The sequence below is a fragment of the Halomonas sp. CKK8 genome (assembly GCF_029625235.1).
GTDB classification, from domain to species: Bacteria; Pseudomonadota; Gammaproteobacteria; order Pseudomonadales; family Halomonadaceae; genus Halomonas; species Halomonas ventosae.
In genome coordinates this window covers 557,679-571,905 of record NZ_CP121193.1, presented here as the reverse complement: position 1 = coordinate 571,905, position 14,227 = coordinate 557,679, and the positions used below count along the sequence as shown (strand labels likewise).

At 66.3% G+C, this 14,227-nt stretch carries 14 protein-coding genes; 7 read left to right on the top strand and 7 right to left on the bottom strand.

Going from position 1 to position 14,227, the window contains the following annotated elements; genetic code table 11:
- The first annotated feature begins 26 nt into the window (after window positions 1–26).
- Entirely contained in the window at window positions 27–425 is a 399-nt protein-coding gene (locus tag P8934_RS02760; RefSeq protein ID WP_278032816.1) for a cupin domain-containing protein, read from the top strand.
- A 325-nt stretch (window positions 426–750) separates the two neighbouring features.
- Window positions 751–2,931: a catalase/peroxidase HPI gene (gene katG / locus P8934_RS02755; protein WP_278032815.1), complete on the top strand. Its 2,181-nt coding sequence runs from the start codon at window positions 751–753 to the stop codon at window positions 2,929–2,931.
- Window positions 2,932–3,077: 146 nt separating this feature from the next.
- On the opposite strand, the gene P8934_RS02750 is transcribed toward katG, so the two are convergent.
- The 6 genes from P8934_RS02750 to P8934_RS02725 form a co-directional block, all read right to left on the bottom strand.
- Window positions 3,078–3,746 carry an amino acid ABC transporter permease gene (locus P8934_RS02750; RefSeq protein ID WP_106230754.1) on the bottom strand — a complete coding sequence of 223 codons (669 nt, stop codon included), beginning with the start codon at window positions 3,744–3,746 and terminating at the stop codon, window positions 3,078–3,080.
- A gap of 3 nt (window positions 3,747–3,749) precedes the next feature.
- Window positions 3,750–4,490 (bottom strand): amino acid ABC transporter ATP-binding protein, encoded by a 741-nt coding sequence (locus P8934_RS02745; protein ID WP_278032814.1) that lies wholly within the window; start codon window positions 4,488–4,490, stop codon window positions 3,750–3,752.
- Window positions 4,491–4,509: 19 nt separating this feature from the next.
- A complete protein-coding gene (locus tag P8934_RS02740) occupies window positions 4,510–5,178 on the bottom strand; it encodes an amino acid ABC transporter permease (RefSeq protein ID WP_133636016.1) in 669 nt (222 codons plus the stop codon).
- A gap of 61 nt (window positions 5,179–5,239) precedes the next feature.
- The gene (locus P8934_RS02735; protein ID WP_133636015.1) at window positions 5,240–6,097 is read right to left on the bottom strand and encodes an ABC transporter substrate-binding protein; all 858 of its coding nucleotides are present in this window, start codon (window positions 6,095–6,097) and stop codon (window positions 5,240–5,242) included.
- Between the two features lie 226 nt (window positions 6,098–6,323).
- On the bottom strand, window positions 6,324–7,793 hold the full coding sequence (locus P8934_RS02730) for a protein adenylyltransferase SelO (protein ID WP_278032813.1): 1,470 nt from the start codon (window positions 7,791–7,793) through the stop codon (window positions 6,324–6,326).
- A 105-nt stretch (window positions 7,794–7,898) separates the two neighbouring features.
- Window positions 7,899–8,771, bottom strand: coding sequence for a LysR substrate-binding domain-containing protein (locus tag P8934_RS02725; RefSeq protein WP_278032812.1), 873 nt, complete (start codon window positions 8,769–8,771; stop codon window positions 7,899–7,901).
- Window positions 8,772–8,892: 121 nt separating this feature from the next.
- On the opposite strand from P8934_RS02725, the gene P8934_RS02720 reads away from it, so the two are divergent.
- Both P8934_RS02720 and P8934_RS02715 read left to right on the top strand, forming a co-directional pair.
- Complete coding sequence (locus P8934_RS02720; protein WP_278032811.1) at window positions 8,893–9,777, top strand: DMT family transporter; 885 nt, start codon at window positions 8,893–8,895, stop codon at window positions 9,775–9,777.
- Window positions 9,778–9,868: 91 nt separating this feature from the next.
- Window positions 9,869–10,375, top strand: coding sequence for a methylated-DNA--[protein]-cysteine S-methyltransferase (locus tag P8934_RS02715; protein WP_278032810.1), 507 nt, complete (start codon window positions 9,869–9,871; stop codon window positions 10,373–10,375).
- A 37-nt stretch (window positions 10,376–10,412) separates the two neighbouring features.
- On the opposite strand, the gene P8934_RS02710 is transcribed toward P8934_RS02715, so the two are convergent.
- A complete protein-coding gene (locus P8934_RS02710) occupies window positions 10,413–11,084 on the bottom strand; it encodes a GntR family transcriptional regulator (RefSeq protein WP_278032809.1) in 672 nt (223 codons plus the stop codon).
- A gap of 199 nt (window positions 11,085–11,283) precedes the next feature.
- On the opposite strand from P8934_RS02710, the gene dctP reads away from it, so the two are divergent.
- From dctP to P8934_RS02695, 3 genes are all read left to right on the top strand, one after another.
- Window positions 11,284–12,285 carry a TRAP transporter substrate-binding protein DctP gene (gene dctP, locus P8934_RS02705; RefSeq protein WP_278032808.1) on the top strand — a complete coding sequence of 334 codons (1,002 nt, stop codon included), beginning with the start codon at window positions 11,284–11,286 and terminating at the stop codon, window positions 12,283–12,285.
- Window positions 12,286–12,361: 76 nt separating this feature from the next.
- A complete protein-coding gene (locus tag P8934_RS02700) occupies window positions 12,362–12,880 on the top strand; it encodes a TRAP transporter small permease subunit (RefSeq protein WP_278032807.1) in 519 nt (172 codons plus the stop codon).
- Window positions 12,881–12,882: 2 nt separating this feature from the next.
- Window positions 12,883–14,217, top strand: coding sequence for a TRAP transporter large permease (locus tag P8934_RS02695; RefSeq protein WP_278032806.1), 1,335 nt, complete (start codon window positions 12,883–12,885; stop codon window positions 14,215–14,217).
- Window positions 14,218–14,227: the final 10 nt, after the last annotated feature.

The following is a 14,227-nucleotide window of genomic DNA, read 5'->3' as shown; positions in this document are numbered from 1 at the left end:
ACCACCCCAGGTGGAAGGAGGACATCATGAATCCACACCGGACAGCCATAGGTACCGCCTCGGCCCTGGTTGCCGCCCTGGCCTTCATGCCCCTGTTCGCCACCGGCGAGACGACCTCGATCCTGAAATCGACCCTCGAGGGCCAGGAAGAGATGGAGGCCAACATCGTGCGCTTCGATGTGGGCGAGGAGTGGGTGACGGACCGCCATATCCATCCGGGACACGTCTTCGTCTACGTGATCGAGGGGACCATCGAGGTCGATGTCGAGGGAGAGGGCCCCAGGCGCATCGCCGCCGGCGAGGGCTTCCAGGAACCCCCCGATCGCCCGATGGTCGCCAGGACCATGAGCAGCGATGGCGCCAGCTTCGTCGTCTTCCAGGTGGGCCCCAAGGGCGAGCCCATCATGGTATCCCAGCCCGAATGAGCTGACGCCCTGGCATCGCGACGACAGAGGGACCGATCGGGGCAGGCCTCGATCGGTCCCTTTCTTCCGCCACCCCGGACCGAGTGCCCTTGTCAGGCGAGACAGCGCCGGAGGGACGGCACGATAAAGATTCGCTATCGCCATGGTCGGCAATGTCACATTGAGCTAATGGACTGCCGGGGCGTAACTTGAACTCACAGGACAAGGAGACCCGTCCATCAGGCCTGCTGGAGGCCGATGGTTGACCGGCCTCATTGTCCCGCAGGACTGCCATCGTCTATACACAGGTAGCAGTTCACACAACGAAGCCAGATTGGAGAGCGACATGGGTGATCAGCAGAACGCAGGCAAGTGTCCGGTGATGCACGGAGGCCAGACCGCCAGCGGTCATTCCAACACCGACTGGTGGCCGGAGTCCCTGAACCTGGACATCCTTCACCAGCACGATCGCAAGACCGATCCGATGGGCGAGGACTTCGACTATCGCGAGGAGGTCAGGAAGCTCGACTTCGATGCGCTGATGAAGGACATGCACGCCCTGATGACCGACAGCCAGGAGTGGTGGCCGGCCGACTGGGGGCACTACGGCGGCCTGATGATCCGGATGGCCTGGCACGCGGCTGGCACCTACCGCATCGCCGACGGACGCGGCGGCGGTGGCACGGGCAACCAGCGCTTCGCGCCCATCAACTCCTGGCCGGACAACGCCAGCCTCGACAAGGCGCGCCGCCTGCTGTGGCCGATCAAGAAGAAGTACGGCAACAAGATCAGCTGGGCCGACCTGATCATCCTGGCCGGCAACGTCGCCTACGAGTCCATGGGCTTCAAGACCTTCGGCTTCTCCTTCGGCCGCGAAGACATCTGGCACCCCGAGAAGGACATCTACTGGGGGGCCGAGAAGGAGTGGCTGGCCCCCTCAGACGAGCGCTACGGCAACGTCGAGAAGCCCGACACCATGGAGAATCCGCTGGCCGCGGTGCAGATGGGCCTCATCTACGTGAACCCGGAGGGCGTCAACGGCCAGCCGGATCCCATGAAGACCGCCGAGCAGGTCCGCGAGACCTTCGCCCGGATGGCCATGAACGACGAGGAGACCGCGGCACTGACCGTCGGCGGGCATACCGTCGGCAAGTGTCACGGCAACGGTGACGCCGAAGCACTCGGCCCGGAGCCCGAGGCCGCGGACGTCGAGGCCCAGGGCTTCGGCTGGCACAACCCCAACATGGGCGGCAAGGCCGCCAACGCCGTGACCTCCGGCATCGAGGGCGCCTGGACCAAGAACCCCCTCGAGTTCGACATGGGCTACTTCGACGCCCTGCTCGACCACGAGTGGGAGCTCAGGAAGAGTCCGGCCGGCGCCAACCAGTGGGAGCCGGTGGACATGAAGGAGGAGGACAAGCCGGTCGACGCCAGCGACCCGTCCATCCGCCACAACCCCATCATGACCGACGCGGACATGGGCATGAAGGTCCATCCTGACTACCGCAGGATCCTTGAGGACTTCCGCAAGGATCCCGAGTACTTCAAGGACTGCTTTGCCCGCGCCTGGTTCAAGCTGATCCACCGCGACATGGGGCCCAAGTCTCGCTATATCGGTCCGGACGCACCGGAAGAGGACCTGATCTGGCAGGATCCGGTTCCGGCCGGCAGCACCGACTACTCCATCGAGGCGGTCAAGAAGCAGATCGCCGAGAGCGGGCTCTCCATCGGCGAGATGGTCAGCACCGCCTGGGACAGCGCCCGTACCTTCCGCGGCTCCGACATGCGCGGTGGCGCCAACGGTGCGCGCATCCGCCTGGCCCCGCAGAAGGACTGGGAAGGCAACGAGCCGGACCGCCTGGCCAAGGTGCTGAAGGTCTACGAGAAGATCGCCGCCGACAGCGGTGCCAGCGTGGCCGACGTCATCGTGCTGGGCGGCAGCGTGGGCATCGAGCAGGCGGCGAAGGCCGCCGGCCACGACATCCTGGTGCCCTTCGCGCCGGGTCGCGGCGACGCCAGCGACGAGATGACCGACGTCGATTCGTTCGAGCCGCTGGAGCCGCTGGCCGATGGCTTCCGCAACTGGCAGAAGAAGGACTATGTGGTCAAGCCGGAGGAGATGCTGCTCGACCGGGCCCAACTGATGGGGCTGACCGGCCCGGAGATGACCGTGCTGGTCGGCGGCATGCGCATGCTCGGCACCAACCACGGCGGCACCAAGCATGGCGTGTTCACCGACCGCGAAGGTCAGCTGACCAATGACTTCTTCGTCAACCTGACCGACATGGCCAACGCCTGGAAGCCGACCGGCAACGGCGCCTACGAGATCCGCGACCGCAAGAGCGACCAGGTGAAGTGGACCGCCAGCCGCATCGACCTGGTGTTCGGCTCCAACTCCATCCTGCGCTCCTACGCCGAGGTCTACGCCCAGGACGACAACCAGGAGAAGTTCGTCAAGGACTTCGTCAAGGCCTGGACCAAGGTGATGAACGCCGACCGCTTCGACCTGGAGAAGCTCCAGGCCTGATAGTGGGCCAAGCCGGGCACGCAGCCCGGCCTATACTGAGACGCCCGGGTGCTGCACCCGGGCGTCTTCTTTTTGGTTCATCTCACTTTGCTCCTCTGCGTGACCTCTCGCCCGGCCAGCAAGATCGCTCGGATAGCCCGGGAGTGTCAGTGGGTTGTCACCCCGGGCACAAAGGTGCGTCGCTCCAGGAGCCCCAGCAGGCTCGCCACCGTGGAGGTGAGCACCAGGTAGATCAGCCCTGCCCACAGGAAGACCAGGAAGAAGTCCAGGGTGCGCGACCCGATATCCGAGGCAATGGACGTGATCTCCACCACGCCGATGGTGTAGGCGATGGAGGTGAACTTGAGCTCGATGATCGCCTCGTTGGACCACTGGGGGATCACCCGGCGAAGCGCCTGGGGCAGCATGATATGGCGGATCGCCTGCCATTGGCTCATCCCGCATGCCCTGGCCGCCACAAGCTGTCCCTTGGGCACCGACAGCACCGAGCCGCGGAAGTACTCGGCCTGGTACGCCGCACTGTTGAGGGTGATCGCGATCACCGCGGCGGTGAAGGCGTCGAAGACAATCCCCACGTGGGGCAGCCCCAGGTAGATGAAGAACATCTGTACCAGCATCGGCGTGCCGCGAAACAGCTCCACGTAGACGGTGCTGATCCAGTAGAAGAGCCGGTTGCCGTAGACCCTGGCCCAGCACAGCACCAACCCCAGGAAAAAGCCCAGGGTGATGGCGATCACCCACAGCGACAGGGTGACCGGTACACCCTTGAGAAGCTCAGGCAGCCACTCGATGCCAAACTCGATGAATTCCCGCATGGCTCACCCGTGCTCCGCGATGACGTTGAGGAAGGCCCGGGTCCGCTCGTGGGTGGAGTTGTTGAACATGGTCTCGGGTGGCCCCTGCTCGACGATGACGCCGTTCTCCATGAAGATGATCTCGTCGGCGGCCTGCCGTGCGAAACTCATCTCGTGGGTGACCACCACCATGGTCATGCCCTCGATGGCCAACTGCTGCATCACCCTCACCACCTCGCCGGTCAACTCCGGGTCCAGCGCCGAGGTAGGCTCGTCGAACAGCAACACGTCGGGGTCCATCGCCAGGGCCCGGGCAATGGAGACGCGCTGCTGCTGGCCACCGGAGAGCTCGGCCGGATAGGCGGCGGCCTTGTCACCCAGGCCGACCCGCTCCAGTTCACGATGCGCCCGCTGGGTAGCGGTTTCCTTGTCCGTACCATTGACCTTGATCTGGCAGATGCGCACGTTGTCGAGCACCGTCAGGTGAGAGAAGAGGTTGAAGTCCTGGAAGACGAACCCCATCCGTGCCCGCATGGCGTCGATATTGGAATCCAGCACCTCATCGCCATTGAGGTAGATGCGCCCGGCATCCGGCACCGTGAGATGATTGATACAGCGCAGCAGGGTGCTCTTGCCAGAGCCGGAGGGGCCGATCAGCACCTTGGTCTCACCCTTTTTCAGACTGAAGCCGATGCCCTTGAGCACCTCGAGGCCGTCGTAAGCCTTCTTCACATCCTGCACGTCCAGAATCAGATCGTCGGCCATTATCGGCGTTCCTCTCGCATCATTTTTCGAAGCCCGGCACGGCCAGCTTGCGTTCAAGGGCATACAGCAGGCTGTTGCCTGTCCGATTGAGGATGAAATACAGCAACGCCACCACGGCAAATACCGTCAACACGTTGCCCTGGGTACTGGTAATGATGTAATGCGCCTGCCGGGTCAGCTCGACCACCCCGATGACATAGGCCAGAGAGGTCTCCTTGATCTCCGAGGAGAACTCGTTGGTCCAGGGACCGATGGCATGCCGCGCCGCCTGGGGAAAGACGATGTGGCGAATCGCCTTGATCTTGGACATGCCCATGGCTCGGGCGGCCATCATCTGCCCGGCTGGCACCGACTGGAAGGCACTGCGGAATATCTGCGACTGGTAGGCCGCCGAACGTAGCCCCATGGCCAGTATGGCGGCGCCGAAGGCCGAGATGTCGATAACACCCGAGATGCCATAGAAGAAGATGAACAGCATGATGATGATCGGCACCCCCCTGAACACACGTTCATAAAGGGTCAATGGCCACTGTACCAGCCGGGTCCTTGGGCCATAGAGCTGAACAAGGCAGATAGCCATGCCCAGCACGAAGCCGATCGTCAACAGGGCGGCCAACAGCACGATGGCCACCCCCAGCCCCTTCAACAGGAAGGGGAAATCTCGTAGCAGTACGTCGTAGATATCCATGCCGACTTCCCATACGTGACGGGCGCCCTTCCTGGTGGGAGGGCGCCCATGTCACGGCGACTTATTCGTTACCCAGCTCGGGAAGACCGGCCACCGGTTTCTGGTAGGTGTCGACGAAATCGGGCATGTGCCCCGGAATGGCAGGAACGGTGACACCGGGGATGTACTCGTCGACGATCTCGCCCCACTCGCCGGACTCATAGATGGCCAGGATCCCCTGGTTCAGATCACCGAGTATCTCCTGGGGGTCGTCCTTGGATACCGCCAGCGCCAGCGGTGCGCGGATATAGATCTTGCCCGCCATCTTCACCGGCTTACCGGAATTGATGTACTCCTGAGCAGAAGTGTCATCAACGATGACCGAAGAGATACGACCGATCGCCATGTCATCCACGGCGGTGACATAGTTATCGTACTTGGCCAGCTCGACGTCGATATCGCTGGAATTCACCACGTTCTCTTCCATCCAGGCCTGCTGGGAAGAGCCGCCCTGCACACCGACACGGGCCCCACAGCATACGGCGGTAAAGACGTTCAGGTCGGAGTCTTCGGGCACCAGTACCACGTCGTTGGTTTCCCACCAGGGAATGGTGAAGTCGATGTTTTCGCTACGCTCTTCGGTGACGGTGAGGCCGGTGGCGAGGATATCGATCTTCTCCGCCGCCAGTGCCGGAATCAGAGACGGGAAAGGCATGTCCTGGAACTCGATCTCGATGCCGACTTCCTCGGCAATCGCCTCCATGGCGTCGATGGCAATGCCCTTGAATTCTCCCCCCTCGACATAGGCCCAGGGCGGGAAGGAGGCCTCCACACCAACCGTGTAGGGATCCTGCGCAGAGGCGGTCGTGGCCAGTCCGCTGCCGATGACCATGGTTCCCATCAGGGCGGCAGGCAGAAGCGATGCTTTTATTCCTTTCATGACATTCTCGCGTGTTGGTGAGTTTTATTATTCCGCCACGTCAATATGAGTGCGCCGTTTCACGACTGTCAAATCACCAAAGGGATGCCCCTGCGCAGCAATCCAGCATGACGACTGCTCCCGCCACGTCCAGAGCCCCACCGGGGATGGTAATCGGACGGCCCATACAGAGACGCCCGGGTGCTGAACCCGGGCGTCTTGTTGCCTGCCAGCCGAATGGCGGCATTCAGGTTCCGCAGAAGGTCCGGAAGACGGCCTCCGTGGGCGGCGCCGGCTGGGCGTACGCCTCGCGGCCGGGCTGTTCGGTGAAGGGGTCGGCCAGCACCTCGCGCAGGGTCTCGAAGGGCGCGAAGTCGTCTTCGGCGGCGGCGGCCAGGGCCTCCTCCACCCGGTGGTTGCGGGGGATGTAGAGCGGGTTGACCGCGCGCATCCGCTCGGCGATCGCCGCCGGGCCGGCATCCTCCCGGGCCAGCCGCTCGCGCCAGCGCGGCAGCCAGGCGCGCAGCCCCTCGTCGCTCTCGAACCGTTCGAGCAGCGCGGGAGCGTCCTCCTCCACCGCCTCGCCCAGGCGGCGGAACGCCAGGGTGAAGTCGGCACGACCGGCCTGCATGGCCTCGAGGAAGGCGTCCACCAGGGCGCGGTCGCCCTCCTCTTCCGTCGCCAGCCCCAGCTTCTCGCGCATCACCGCCAGCCACTCGGCCTCGTAGAGCGGCTCATAGCGCTTGATCAGCTCGGTGGCGCGCGCCACCGCACGCTCCTGGTCGTCATCGATCAGCGGGATCAGCGTCTCGGCAAGGCGCGCCAGGTTCCACTGGGCGATCCACGGCTGGTTGCGATAGGCATAGCGGCCGCCCTCGTCGATGGAACTGAACACCGTGGCCGGGTCATAGGCCTCCATGAAGGCGCAGGGGCCGTAGTCGATGGTCTCGCCGGCGATGCTGCAGTTGTCGGTGTTCATCACCCCGTGGATGAAGCCCAGTCCCATCCACCTGGCCACCAGCCTCGCCTGGCGCGCGGCCACCGCCTCCACCAGGGCCAGGTAACGCTCGCCCTCGTCCACCTCGGCGAGCTCGGGATAGTGGCGCTCGATGGCCATCTCGGCCAGGGTGCGCACCGCCTCCACGTCGTCCCGGGCGGCAAAGTACTGGAAGGTGCCCACGCGAAGGTGGCTGGTGGCGACGCGGGTCAGCACGGCGCCGGGTTCCGGCACGCGCCGGAACACGCGCTCGCCGGTGGTCACCGCGGCCAGGGCCCGGGTGGTAGGCACCCCCATCACATGCATCGCCTCGCTGACCAGGTACTCGCGCAGCACCGGGCCCAGGGGCGCGCGGCCATCGGCGCCCCGGGAGAAGGGGGTCATGCCGGCCCCCTTGAGCTGGATATCGCGCAGCCGACCCGCGCGGTCGACCACCTCGCCGAGCAGCACCGCGCGACCGTCGCCGAGGCGCGGGTTGAAGTGGCCGAACTGGTGGCCGGCATAGGCCTGGGCAACGGGCTCGGCGCCTTGTGGCACGGCGTTGCCGGAGAACCACTCGGCGGCCTGGTCCGCGTCGAAGGCATCCAGGTCGAAGCCCAGCTCCTCGGCCAGCGGCCGATTGAAGGCCACCAGCCGGGGGGCCTTCACCGGCACGGGATCGAAGCGCAGGAAGAAGTGCTCGGGCAGGCGCGCGTAGCGAAGGGTGAACTCGGGAAACATGGCGACTCCGGTCGACGGCCGAGGCGGGGCCTGGGATTTAATACCCGAGTATAACGCTCGGGATTGTGGCTTTCGACCTATCGTGCCCATAGCCGGCCGGAGCGCTCAATCCGCGTTTTCCACCGGCGAGAGCTGCTCGCGGATCAGCTCGGCCAGGCGCCGGGCCGGCTCGGTGGGCCGCCGTGCGGCCCGGTGCAGGGCCAGCTCCACGGCGGGTAGCGGCGGCAGGCCGCTCGACTCGTCCAGGGCACGCAGCTGCGGCGTCAGCATGCTGCGGGTCACCACCACGATGGCCAGCCCCGCCTGCACCACCGGCCCCAGGCCGACCATGGACTGGCTCATATAGGCCACCCGCCAGTCGCGACCGGCGGCGGCCAGGGCGTCCTCGGCCACCTCGCGGAAGAGGTCGGCCCCGGGGGAGTAGAGCCCCAGGGGCAGCGGGTCGGAGAGCGCGGGCTGACGTTCCAGCCCCACCGCCCAGACCAGCGGCTCGCGGCGGATCATCTCGCCACCGGGCGAATTTCGCTGGCGGGTGACCAGCGCCAGGTCCAGCTCGTCGGCGCGCACCCGCTCCATCAGGTGGGCGCTGGTGCCGCAGGTCACCTGGAGGCGCACCTCGGGGTAGAGCTGGTGGAACCAGGAGAACACCGAGGTGAGCAGGCTGGCGTAGTCCTCGGGAATCCCCAGGTTCAGCTCGCCGGTGACGCGCCGCGCCCGCATGTCGGCCAGCGCCTCGTCATTGAGCGCCAGCAGGCGGCGGGCGTGGCCCAGCAGGCGGTCCCCCTCGGCGGTGAAGCGCAGGCGGCGACCCTCCCGCTCGTGCAGGGCGACGCCCAGCGCGCTCTCGAGCCGCTGCAGCTGCATGCTGACGGTGGACTGGGTATAGGCCAGGCGCCGCGCGGCAGCGGTGACGCTGCCGGTGTCGGCGACGGCCACCAGGGTACGCAGCAGGCCGAGGTCGAGGGTCGGGGCACGCATCGATACATCACCAGGCTTGATGAATTGGATCAACAAAGATCGTTATCGTGATGAATATGGCATGGATAGCATGGCGACACCATCCACCGCACCTGTCCACACGATAACGGAGGCCACGACCATGCAGCTCCATGCCTCACGGCTCATTCGCTCCCCCTGGCTCGGTGGCAGCGCCGCGGCGCTGGCGGTGGTGCTCTGGGCACTGGTGCCGCTGCTGGTTGCCGGGGCGGGAGAGCTTCCGCCGCTGCGCCTCGCGGCACTGGCGCTGCTCGCCGGGGCGCTGGGCACCCTGCCCATGGCGCGTGGCGGGAAGCGCCGCGGCGCGAGGCTCCCCAGGGGCCATGGCGTGATGGTCCATGCCGGGGTGCCGCTGCTGATGGCCGGCGCCGTGGGCGCCTGCTTCGCCAGCTTCTCCCTGGCGCCCCCTGCCGAGGCCGCGCTGATCACCTACACCTGGCCGGTGCTCTTCCTGCTGGCGAGCCGCTGGCGGGTGCTGGGACGCCTGCCGCTGGACACCCTCGGCGGGGCCCTGCTGGCGTTCTCGGGCGCCGCGCTGCTGGTCGCGCCCCAGGCCCTGGCGGGCGGCTTCTCCGGCGCCTGGGTTGGCTACGGCCTGGCGCTGGTGGCGGCGCTGTGCTGGGCGCTCTACTCCCTGGCCTGCCAGGTCCCGGGCTGGCGCCTCGGCGAGCGCATGCCGCACCTGCTGCTCACCGCCAGCATCATGACCGGCATCGCCAGCCTGCTGCTGGAGGGGGTCAGCGAACTGCCCTCGCCCCCGGCGCTGCTGGCCACCGCAGCCCTGGGCCTGGGCCCCTACGGCATCGCCATGCTCGCCTGGGACCGCGCCATGCGCGACCCGCAGGCCCAGCGGGTCGGCAACCTGGCCCACGCCGTGCCGGTACTCGCCACGCTGTTCCTGGTGCTGGCCGGGGTCACCGCGCCGGACTGGCGGCTGCCGGTGGCGGCGGTGCTGGTGCTCGCCGGCAGCATGACCGCTTCCCGCTGACAGCGCCGCAGGTTGCGATACACTCAAGGGAGAGCCGTTCTGCAAGCCCTGTCTGAGGCAGGGCCTTGCTCGCCACCCTGGAGGCCAGACCATGAGCCGCAATGTCTCTTCCGATCACTATCTGGACCACTACCACCCGCCGGGCAGCGACGCCCTGGGCCTGGTGCGCATCCATGCCAGCGCCAACGGCATCACCGGGATCGAGTTCGTCGAGAGGGCGGACGTCCCCGCCCGGCCGAACGCGTTGACCGAACGCGCCCGGGAGCAACTGGCCGACTACTTCGCCGGGGCCCGCCATGACTTCGACCTGCCGCTCTCGCCGACCGGCACCGACTTCCAGCAGCGGGTCTGGGCGGCACTCGCCACCATCCCCTTCGGCGAGACGCGCAACTACGCCGAGATCGCCGAGCAGCTGCGCTGCAAGGGCGGCCAGCGCGCGGTGGGCGCCGCCAACGCGAAGAACCCCCTCGCCATCGTGGTGCCCTGCCACCGGGTGATCGGCAGCGACGGCCGCCTGACCGGCTATGCCGGCGGCATCGGGCGCAAGCAGTGGCTGCTCGCCCACGAGGCGGGCGAGGTCCCGATGGGACTGCTCTGAAGGGAAGGAGTGCGTCCGCCCGGGGCGAACGACGCCGTCAGACGGCGTCGAGCTGGGCCCCGAAACGGCGCACGCTGGAGACGAAGTCGCTGAAGCGCTCGCCCTGGATCACCACGTGCTCGCGCAGCAGGCGCTCCGCCCGCTCGGCATCGCCGTGCTCGATGGCGGCGAAGATCTCGCGGTGCTCGTCCAGGGAGCGCCCCATGCGCTTGCGGACCTGCAGCTGCAGGCGCCGGTAGGGCTTGAGGCGCTGCTTGAGCTGGCTCGCCTCCTCGGCCAGGAAGCCGTTGTGGCTGGCCGCGTAGATGGCGTGGTGGAAGCCCTCGTTCTCGTAGTAGTACTCGTCGGTATCGCCGGCCTTGGCCGCGGCCTCGCAGCGCACCAGGGCCTCGCGCAGGGCACCGAGTTCCTCCTCGGTGATGCGCCGCGCGGCGAGGCGTCCGCACATGCCCTCCAGTTCCGCCATCACCTCGAACATCTCGACAAGCTGGTCGAGGCCCACCCGGGCCACGAAGGTGCCCTTCTTCGGCGTCACCGTGACCAGGCCGCTGGCCACCAGCTGCTGGATGGCCTCGCGCACCGGGGTGCGCGACACCTCGAAGTCGCGGCACAGGGCCTCGGGGTCGAGGCGCTCGCCGGGCGCCCGCCGGCCATTGATGATGTCGTCCTCCAGGGCATCACGGAGCCGCTGGACGTTGGAGCGTTTCATGCGGTTTCCCCCTCCTTCCCTGCGCCGTCTCGACGCTGAACGCGGCAGGGCTTCCACCTTTGTCTAGCCCGACCAAATTGACACTAGTATAGCCAGGGGTCTATTGATGTATACATCAGCGATGCTGATGGACATTTCATTTCACAACAACTCAATCCACAACAACTCAATCCACAACAACAATGTCTCTGGAGATGCCATGAAACCCTCACTCACCCCCGTCGTGGCCGGCGTGGCCCTGGCCGCCCTCGCCGCAAGCTCCGTCGCTTCCGCCCAGACCGTGCTGCGCGCCTCCCATCAGTTCCCCGGCGGACAAGGGGATGTACGCGACGAGATGGTGCAGATGATGGCCGAGAAGGTCGCCGAGGCCGACGTCGGCCTGGAGATCGAGGTCTATCCCGGTCAGTCGCTGTTCAAGGCCGACGAGCAGTGGGGCGCTCTGGTTCGCGGTCGCCTGGACATCACCGCCCTGCCGCTCGACTACGCCAGCGGCCGCCATCCCGAGTTCTCTGCCACCCTGATGCCTGGCCTGGTTCGCAACCACGAGCACGCCCAGCGCCTCAACGACTCCGAGTTCATGGGCATGATCAAGGACGTGATCAACGAGGGCGGCGCGCGGGTGCTGGCCGATGCCTGGCTCTCGGGGGCCTTTGCCTCCAGTGAGAACTGCATCACCTCGCCGGACACCGTGGAAGGACAGAACTTCCGCGCCGCCGGGCCCGCCTTCGAGCAGATGCTGGAGGCCGCCGGGGCCTCGATCGCCTCCATGCCCTCCTCGGAGATCTACACCGCCATGCAGACCGGGGTGCTGGATGCCGCCAACACCTCCTCCATGTCCTTCGTCTCCTACCGCCTCTACGAGCAGGTGGAGTGCCTCACCGAACCCGGCGAGCACGCCCTCTGGTTCATGTACGAGCCGATCCTGATCTCCGAGCAGGTCTGGCAAGATCTCGACGAGGCGCAGCAGGAGGCACTGACGGCCGCAGCAGACGAGGCCGAGGAATTCTTCGCCGCCGAGGCCGCTGCCATCGACCAGCAGATGGTCGACGTGTTCGAGGAGAACGGCGTCGAGGTGGTCAGCATGAGCGAGGAGGACTACAACGCCTGGCTGGAGATCGCCAAGCAGAGTTCCTACAAGAACTTCGCCGATAATGTCGAGAACGGCCAGGCCCTGATCGACGCCGCCCTCGCGGTGGAATGACGCCAACGCTCCGATCCACTCGGACCCGACCGGCCGCCCCAGCGAGGGCGGCCATCCCGTCATATCGGAGGGCCTCATGGAACACTCCCGCACCGACGCCACGACGCCTGGCGGCCTCGTCGGCGGCTATATACGCCTGATGGACAGGCTCTCTGGTGCCACTGCCTATCTCGCCGCGGCGCTATTCATCGCCGGGGTTGTTGTCGTGTGCCAGATGGTGTTCGTCCGCTACATCCTCGAACAGAGCACCAGCTGGCAGACCGAGTTCACCGTCTTCTCCGTCACCGCAGCCATGCTGCTGGGCAGCCCCTATGTGCTGATGACCGGCGGCCAAGTCGCCGTCACCGTGCTGCCCGACATGCTGTCAGGCTGGCCGCGCCGCCTCATGCGACTGACCGCCTCCCTGGTCGGCCTCGGCTTCTGTGCCGCCCTGGCCTACGCCTCCTGGGTCTATGTCGCCGAGGCCTGGCATGGCGAATGGACCACCGGCTCCGTATGGAACCCGCCCCTGTGGCCGGCCCTGCTGCCCATGGCCGTCGGCATCACCCTGCTGACACTGCAGTACGTCGCCGAAATCCTGCGTGGGGAGGAGTAAGCATGGATCCCGTAACTGCCGGCATTCTCGTCGCCATTGGCCTGATCGTGCTGATGGCCATCGGCACGCCGATCGCCTTCGCCCTCGGCGCCATCTCCTTGATCGCCCTGGTCGCCGACCGCGGCATGGCGGAACTGACCTATTTCGGCGAGACCTTCTTCGATCGCATTGCCGAGTTCGGCTTCGTCGCCATCCCGATGTTCATCATGATGGGCGCCGCGGTGGCATCGTCGCCCACCGGACGCGACCTCTATCGCTCGCTGGACCTCTGGCTCGGCAAGCTGCCCGGCGGCCTGGCGATCTCCAACATCGGCGCCTGCTCGATCTTCGCCGCCCTCTCCGGCTCGTCGCCCGCCACCTGCGCGGCCATCGGCAAGATGGGCATTCCCGAGATGCGCAAGCGTGGCTATCCCGACGGCGTCGCCGCCGGCTGTATCGCCGCGGGCGGCACCCTGGGCATCCTGATTCCGCCCTCGGTGACCATGATCATCTATGGCATCTCCACCGAGACCTCCATCGGCCGCCTGTTCATCGCCGGCGTGGTTCCCGGTTTCATGCTGGCCGGGCTGTTCATGGTCTGGACGCTGATCGCCTGCAAGCTGGCCGGGGGCTACGGCACTCCCATGGTCACGGCCACCGAGAGCATCAAGCGCAGCGTGCGCGAGAACGTTGACGCCAACCTCAAGGCGCTGGTGCGCGTGCTGCCCTTCCTGGCGGTGGTGATCGGCATCCTCTTCGCCCTCTACGGCGGGGTGGCCACGCCCTCGGAAGCCGCCGGCGTCGGCGCCTTCCTGTGCCTGGCGCTGGCCATCATCATCTACCGCATGTGGCAGGTGAAGCCCATCAAGCTGATCATGCGCGATTCGCTACGCGAGAGCGTGATGATCATGCTGATCATCGCCGCCGCTGAGGTCTTTGCCTATGCGCTGTCGTCGCTGTTCATCACCCAGACCGTGGCCGGTGCCATCGCCGATCTCGAGGTCAATCGCTGGGTGCTGATGGGGGTGATCAACGTCTTCCTGCTGGTGGCCGGCTTCTTCCTGCCGCCGGTGGCGGTAATCGTGATGACCGCGCCGATCCTGCTGCCGATCATCCTGTCGGCCAACTTCGATCCCTACTGGTTCGCGGTGATCCTGACCATCAACCTGGAGATCGGCCTGATCACGCCACCGGTGGGCCTCAACCTGTTCATCATCAACAGCATCGCGCCGGACATCTCGCTGCGTAACGTGCTGATGGGTAGCCTGCCCTATGCACTGTGCATGGTGCTGGGGATCCTGCTGCTCTGTCTGTTCCCGGGACTGGCCCTGTGGCTGCCCGACCTGCTCATGGGCTGAAGGAGTCGCC

Excerpts from the sequence above, each read along its gene's own strand:
- P8934_RS02760 (WP_278032816.1), top strand. The coding sequence starts at position 27 with ATGAATCCACACCGGACAGCCATAGGTACCGCCTCGGCCCTGGTTGCC.
- P8934_RS02735 (WP_133636015.1), bottom strand. The coding sequence starts at position 6,097 with ATGAAAGGAATAAAAGCATCGCTTCTGCCTGCCGCCCTGATGGGAACC.
- P8934_RS02725 (WP_278032812.1), bottom strand. The coding sequence starts at position 8,771 with ATGCGTGCCCCGACCCTCGACCTCGGCCTGCTGCGTACCCTGGTGGCC.
- P8934_RS02740 (WP_133636016.1), bottom strand. The coding sequence starts at position 5,178 with ATGGATATCTACGACGTACTGCTACGAGATTTCCCCTTCCTGTTGAAG.
- P8934_RS02745 (WP_278032814.1), bottom strand. The coding sequence starts at position 4,490 with ATGGCCGACGATCTGATTCTGGACGTGCAGGATGTGAAGAAGGCTTAC.
- P8934_RS02720 (WP_278032811.1), top strand. The coding sequence starts at position 8,893 with ATGCAGCTCCATGCCTCACGGCTCATTCGCTCCCCCTGGCTCGGTGGC.
- P8934_RS02710 (WP_278032809.1), bottom strand. The coding sequence starts at position 11,084 with ATGAAACGCTCCAACGTCCAGCGGCTCCGTGATGCCCTGGAGGACGAC.
- katG (WP_278032815.1), top strand. The coding sequence starts at position 751 with ATGGGTGATCAGCAGAACGCAGGCAAGTGTCCGGTGATGCACGGAGGC.
- P8934_RS02730 (WP_278032813.1), bottom strand. The coding sequence starts at position 7,793 with ATGTTTCCCGAGTTCACCCTTCGCTACGCGCGCCTGCCCGAGCACTTC.
- P8934_RS02750 (WP_106230754.1), bottom strand. The coding sequence starts at position 3,746 with ATGCGGGAATTCATCGAGTTTGGCATCGAGTGGCTGCCTGAGCTTCTC.
- P8934_RS02700 (WP_278032807.1), top strand. The coding sequence starts at position 12,362 with ATGGAACACTCCCGCACCGACGCCACGACGCCTGGCGGCCTCGTCGGC.
- dctP (WP_278032808.1), top strand. The coding sequence starts at position 11,284 with ATGAAACCCTCACTCACCCCCGTCGTGGCCGGCGTGGCCCTGGCCGCC.
- P8934_RS02715 (WP_278032810.1), top strand. The coding sequence starts at position 9,869 with ATGAGCCGCAATGTCTCTTCCGATCACTATCTGGACCACTACCACCCG.
- P8934_RS02695 (WP_278032806.1), top strand. The coding sequence starts at position 12,883 with ATGGATCCCGTAACTGCCGGCATTCTCGTCGCCATTGGCCTGATCGTG.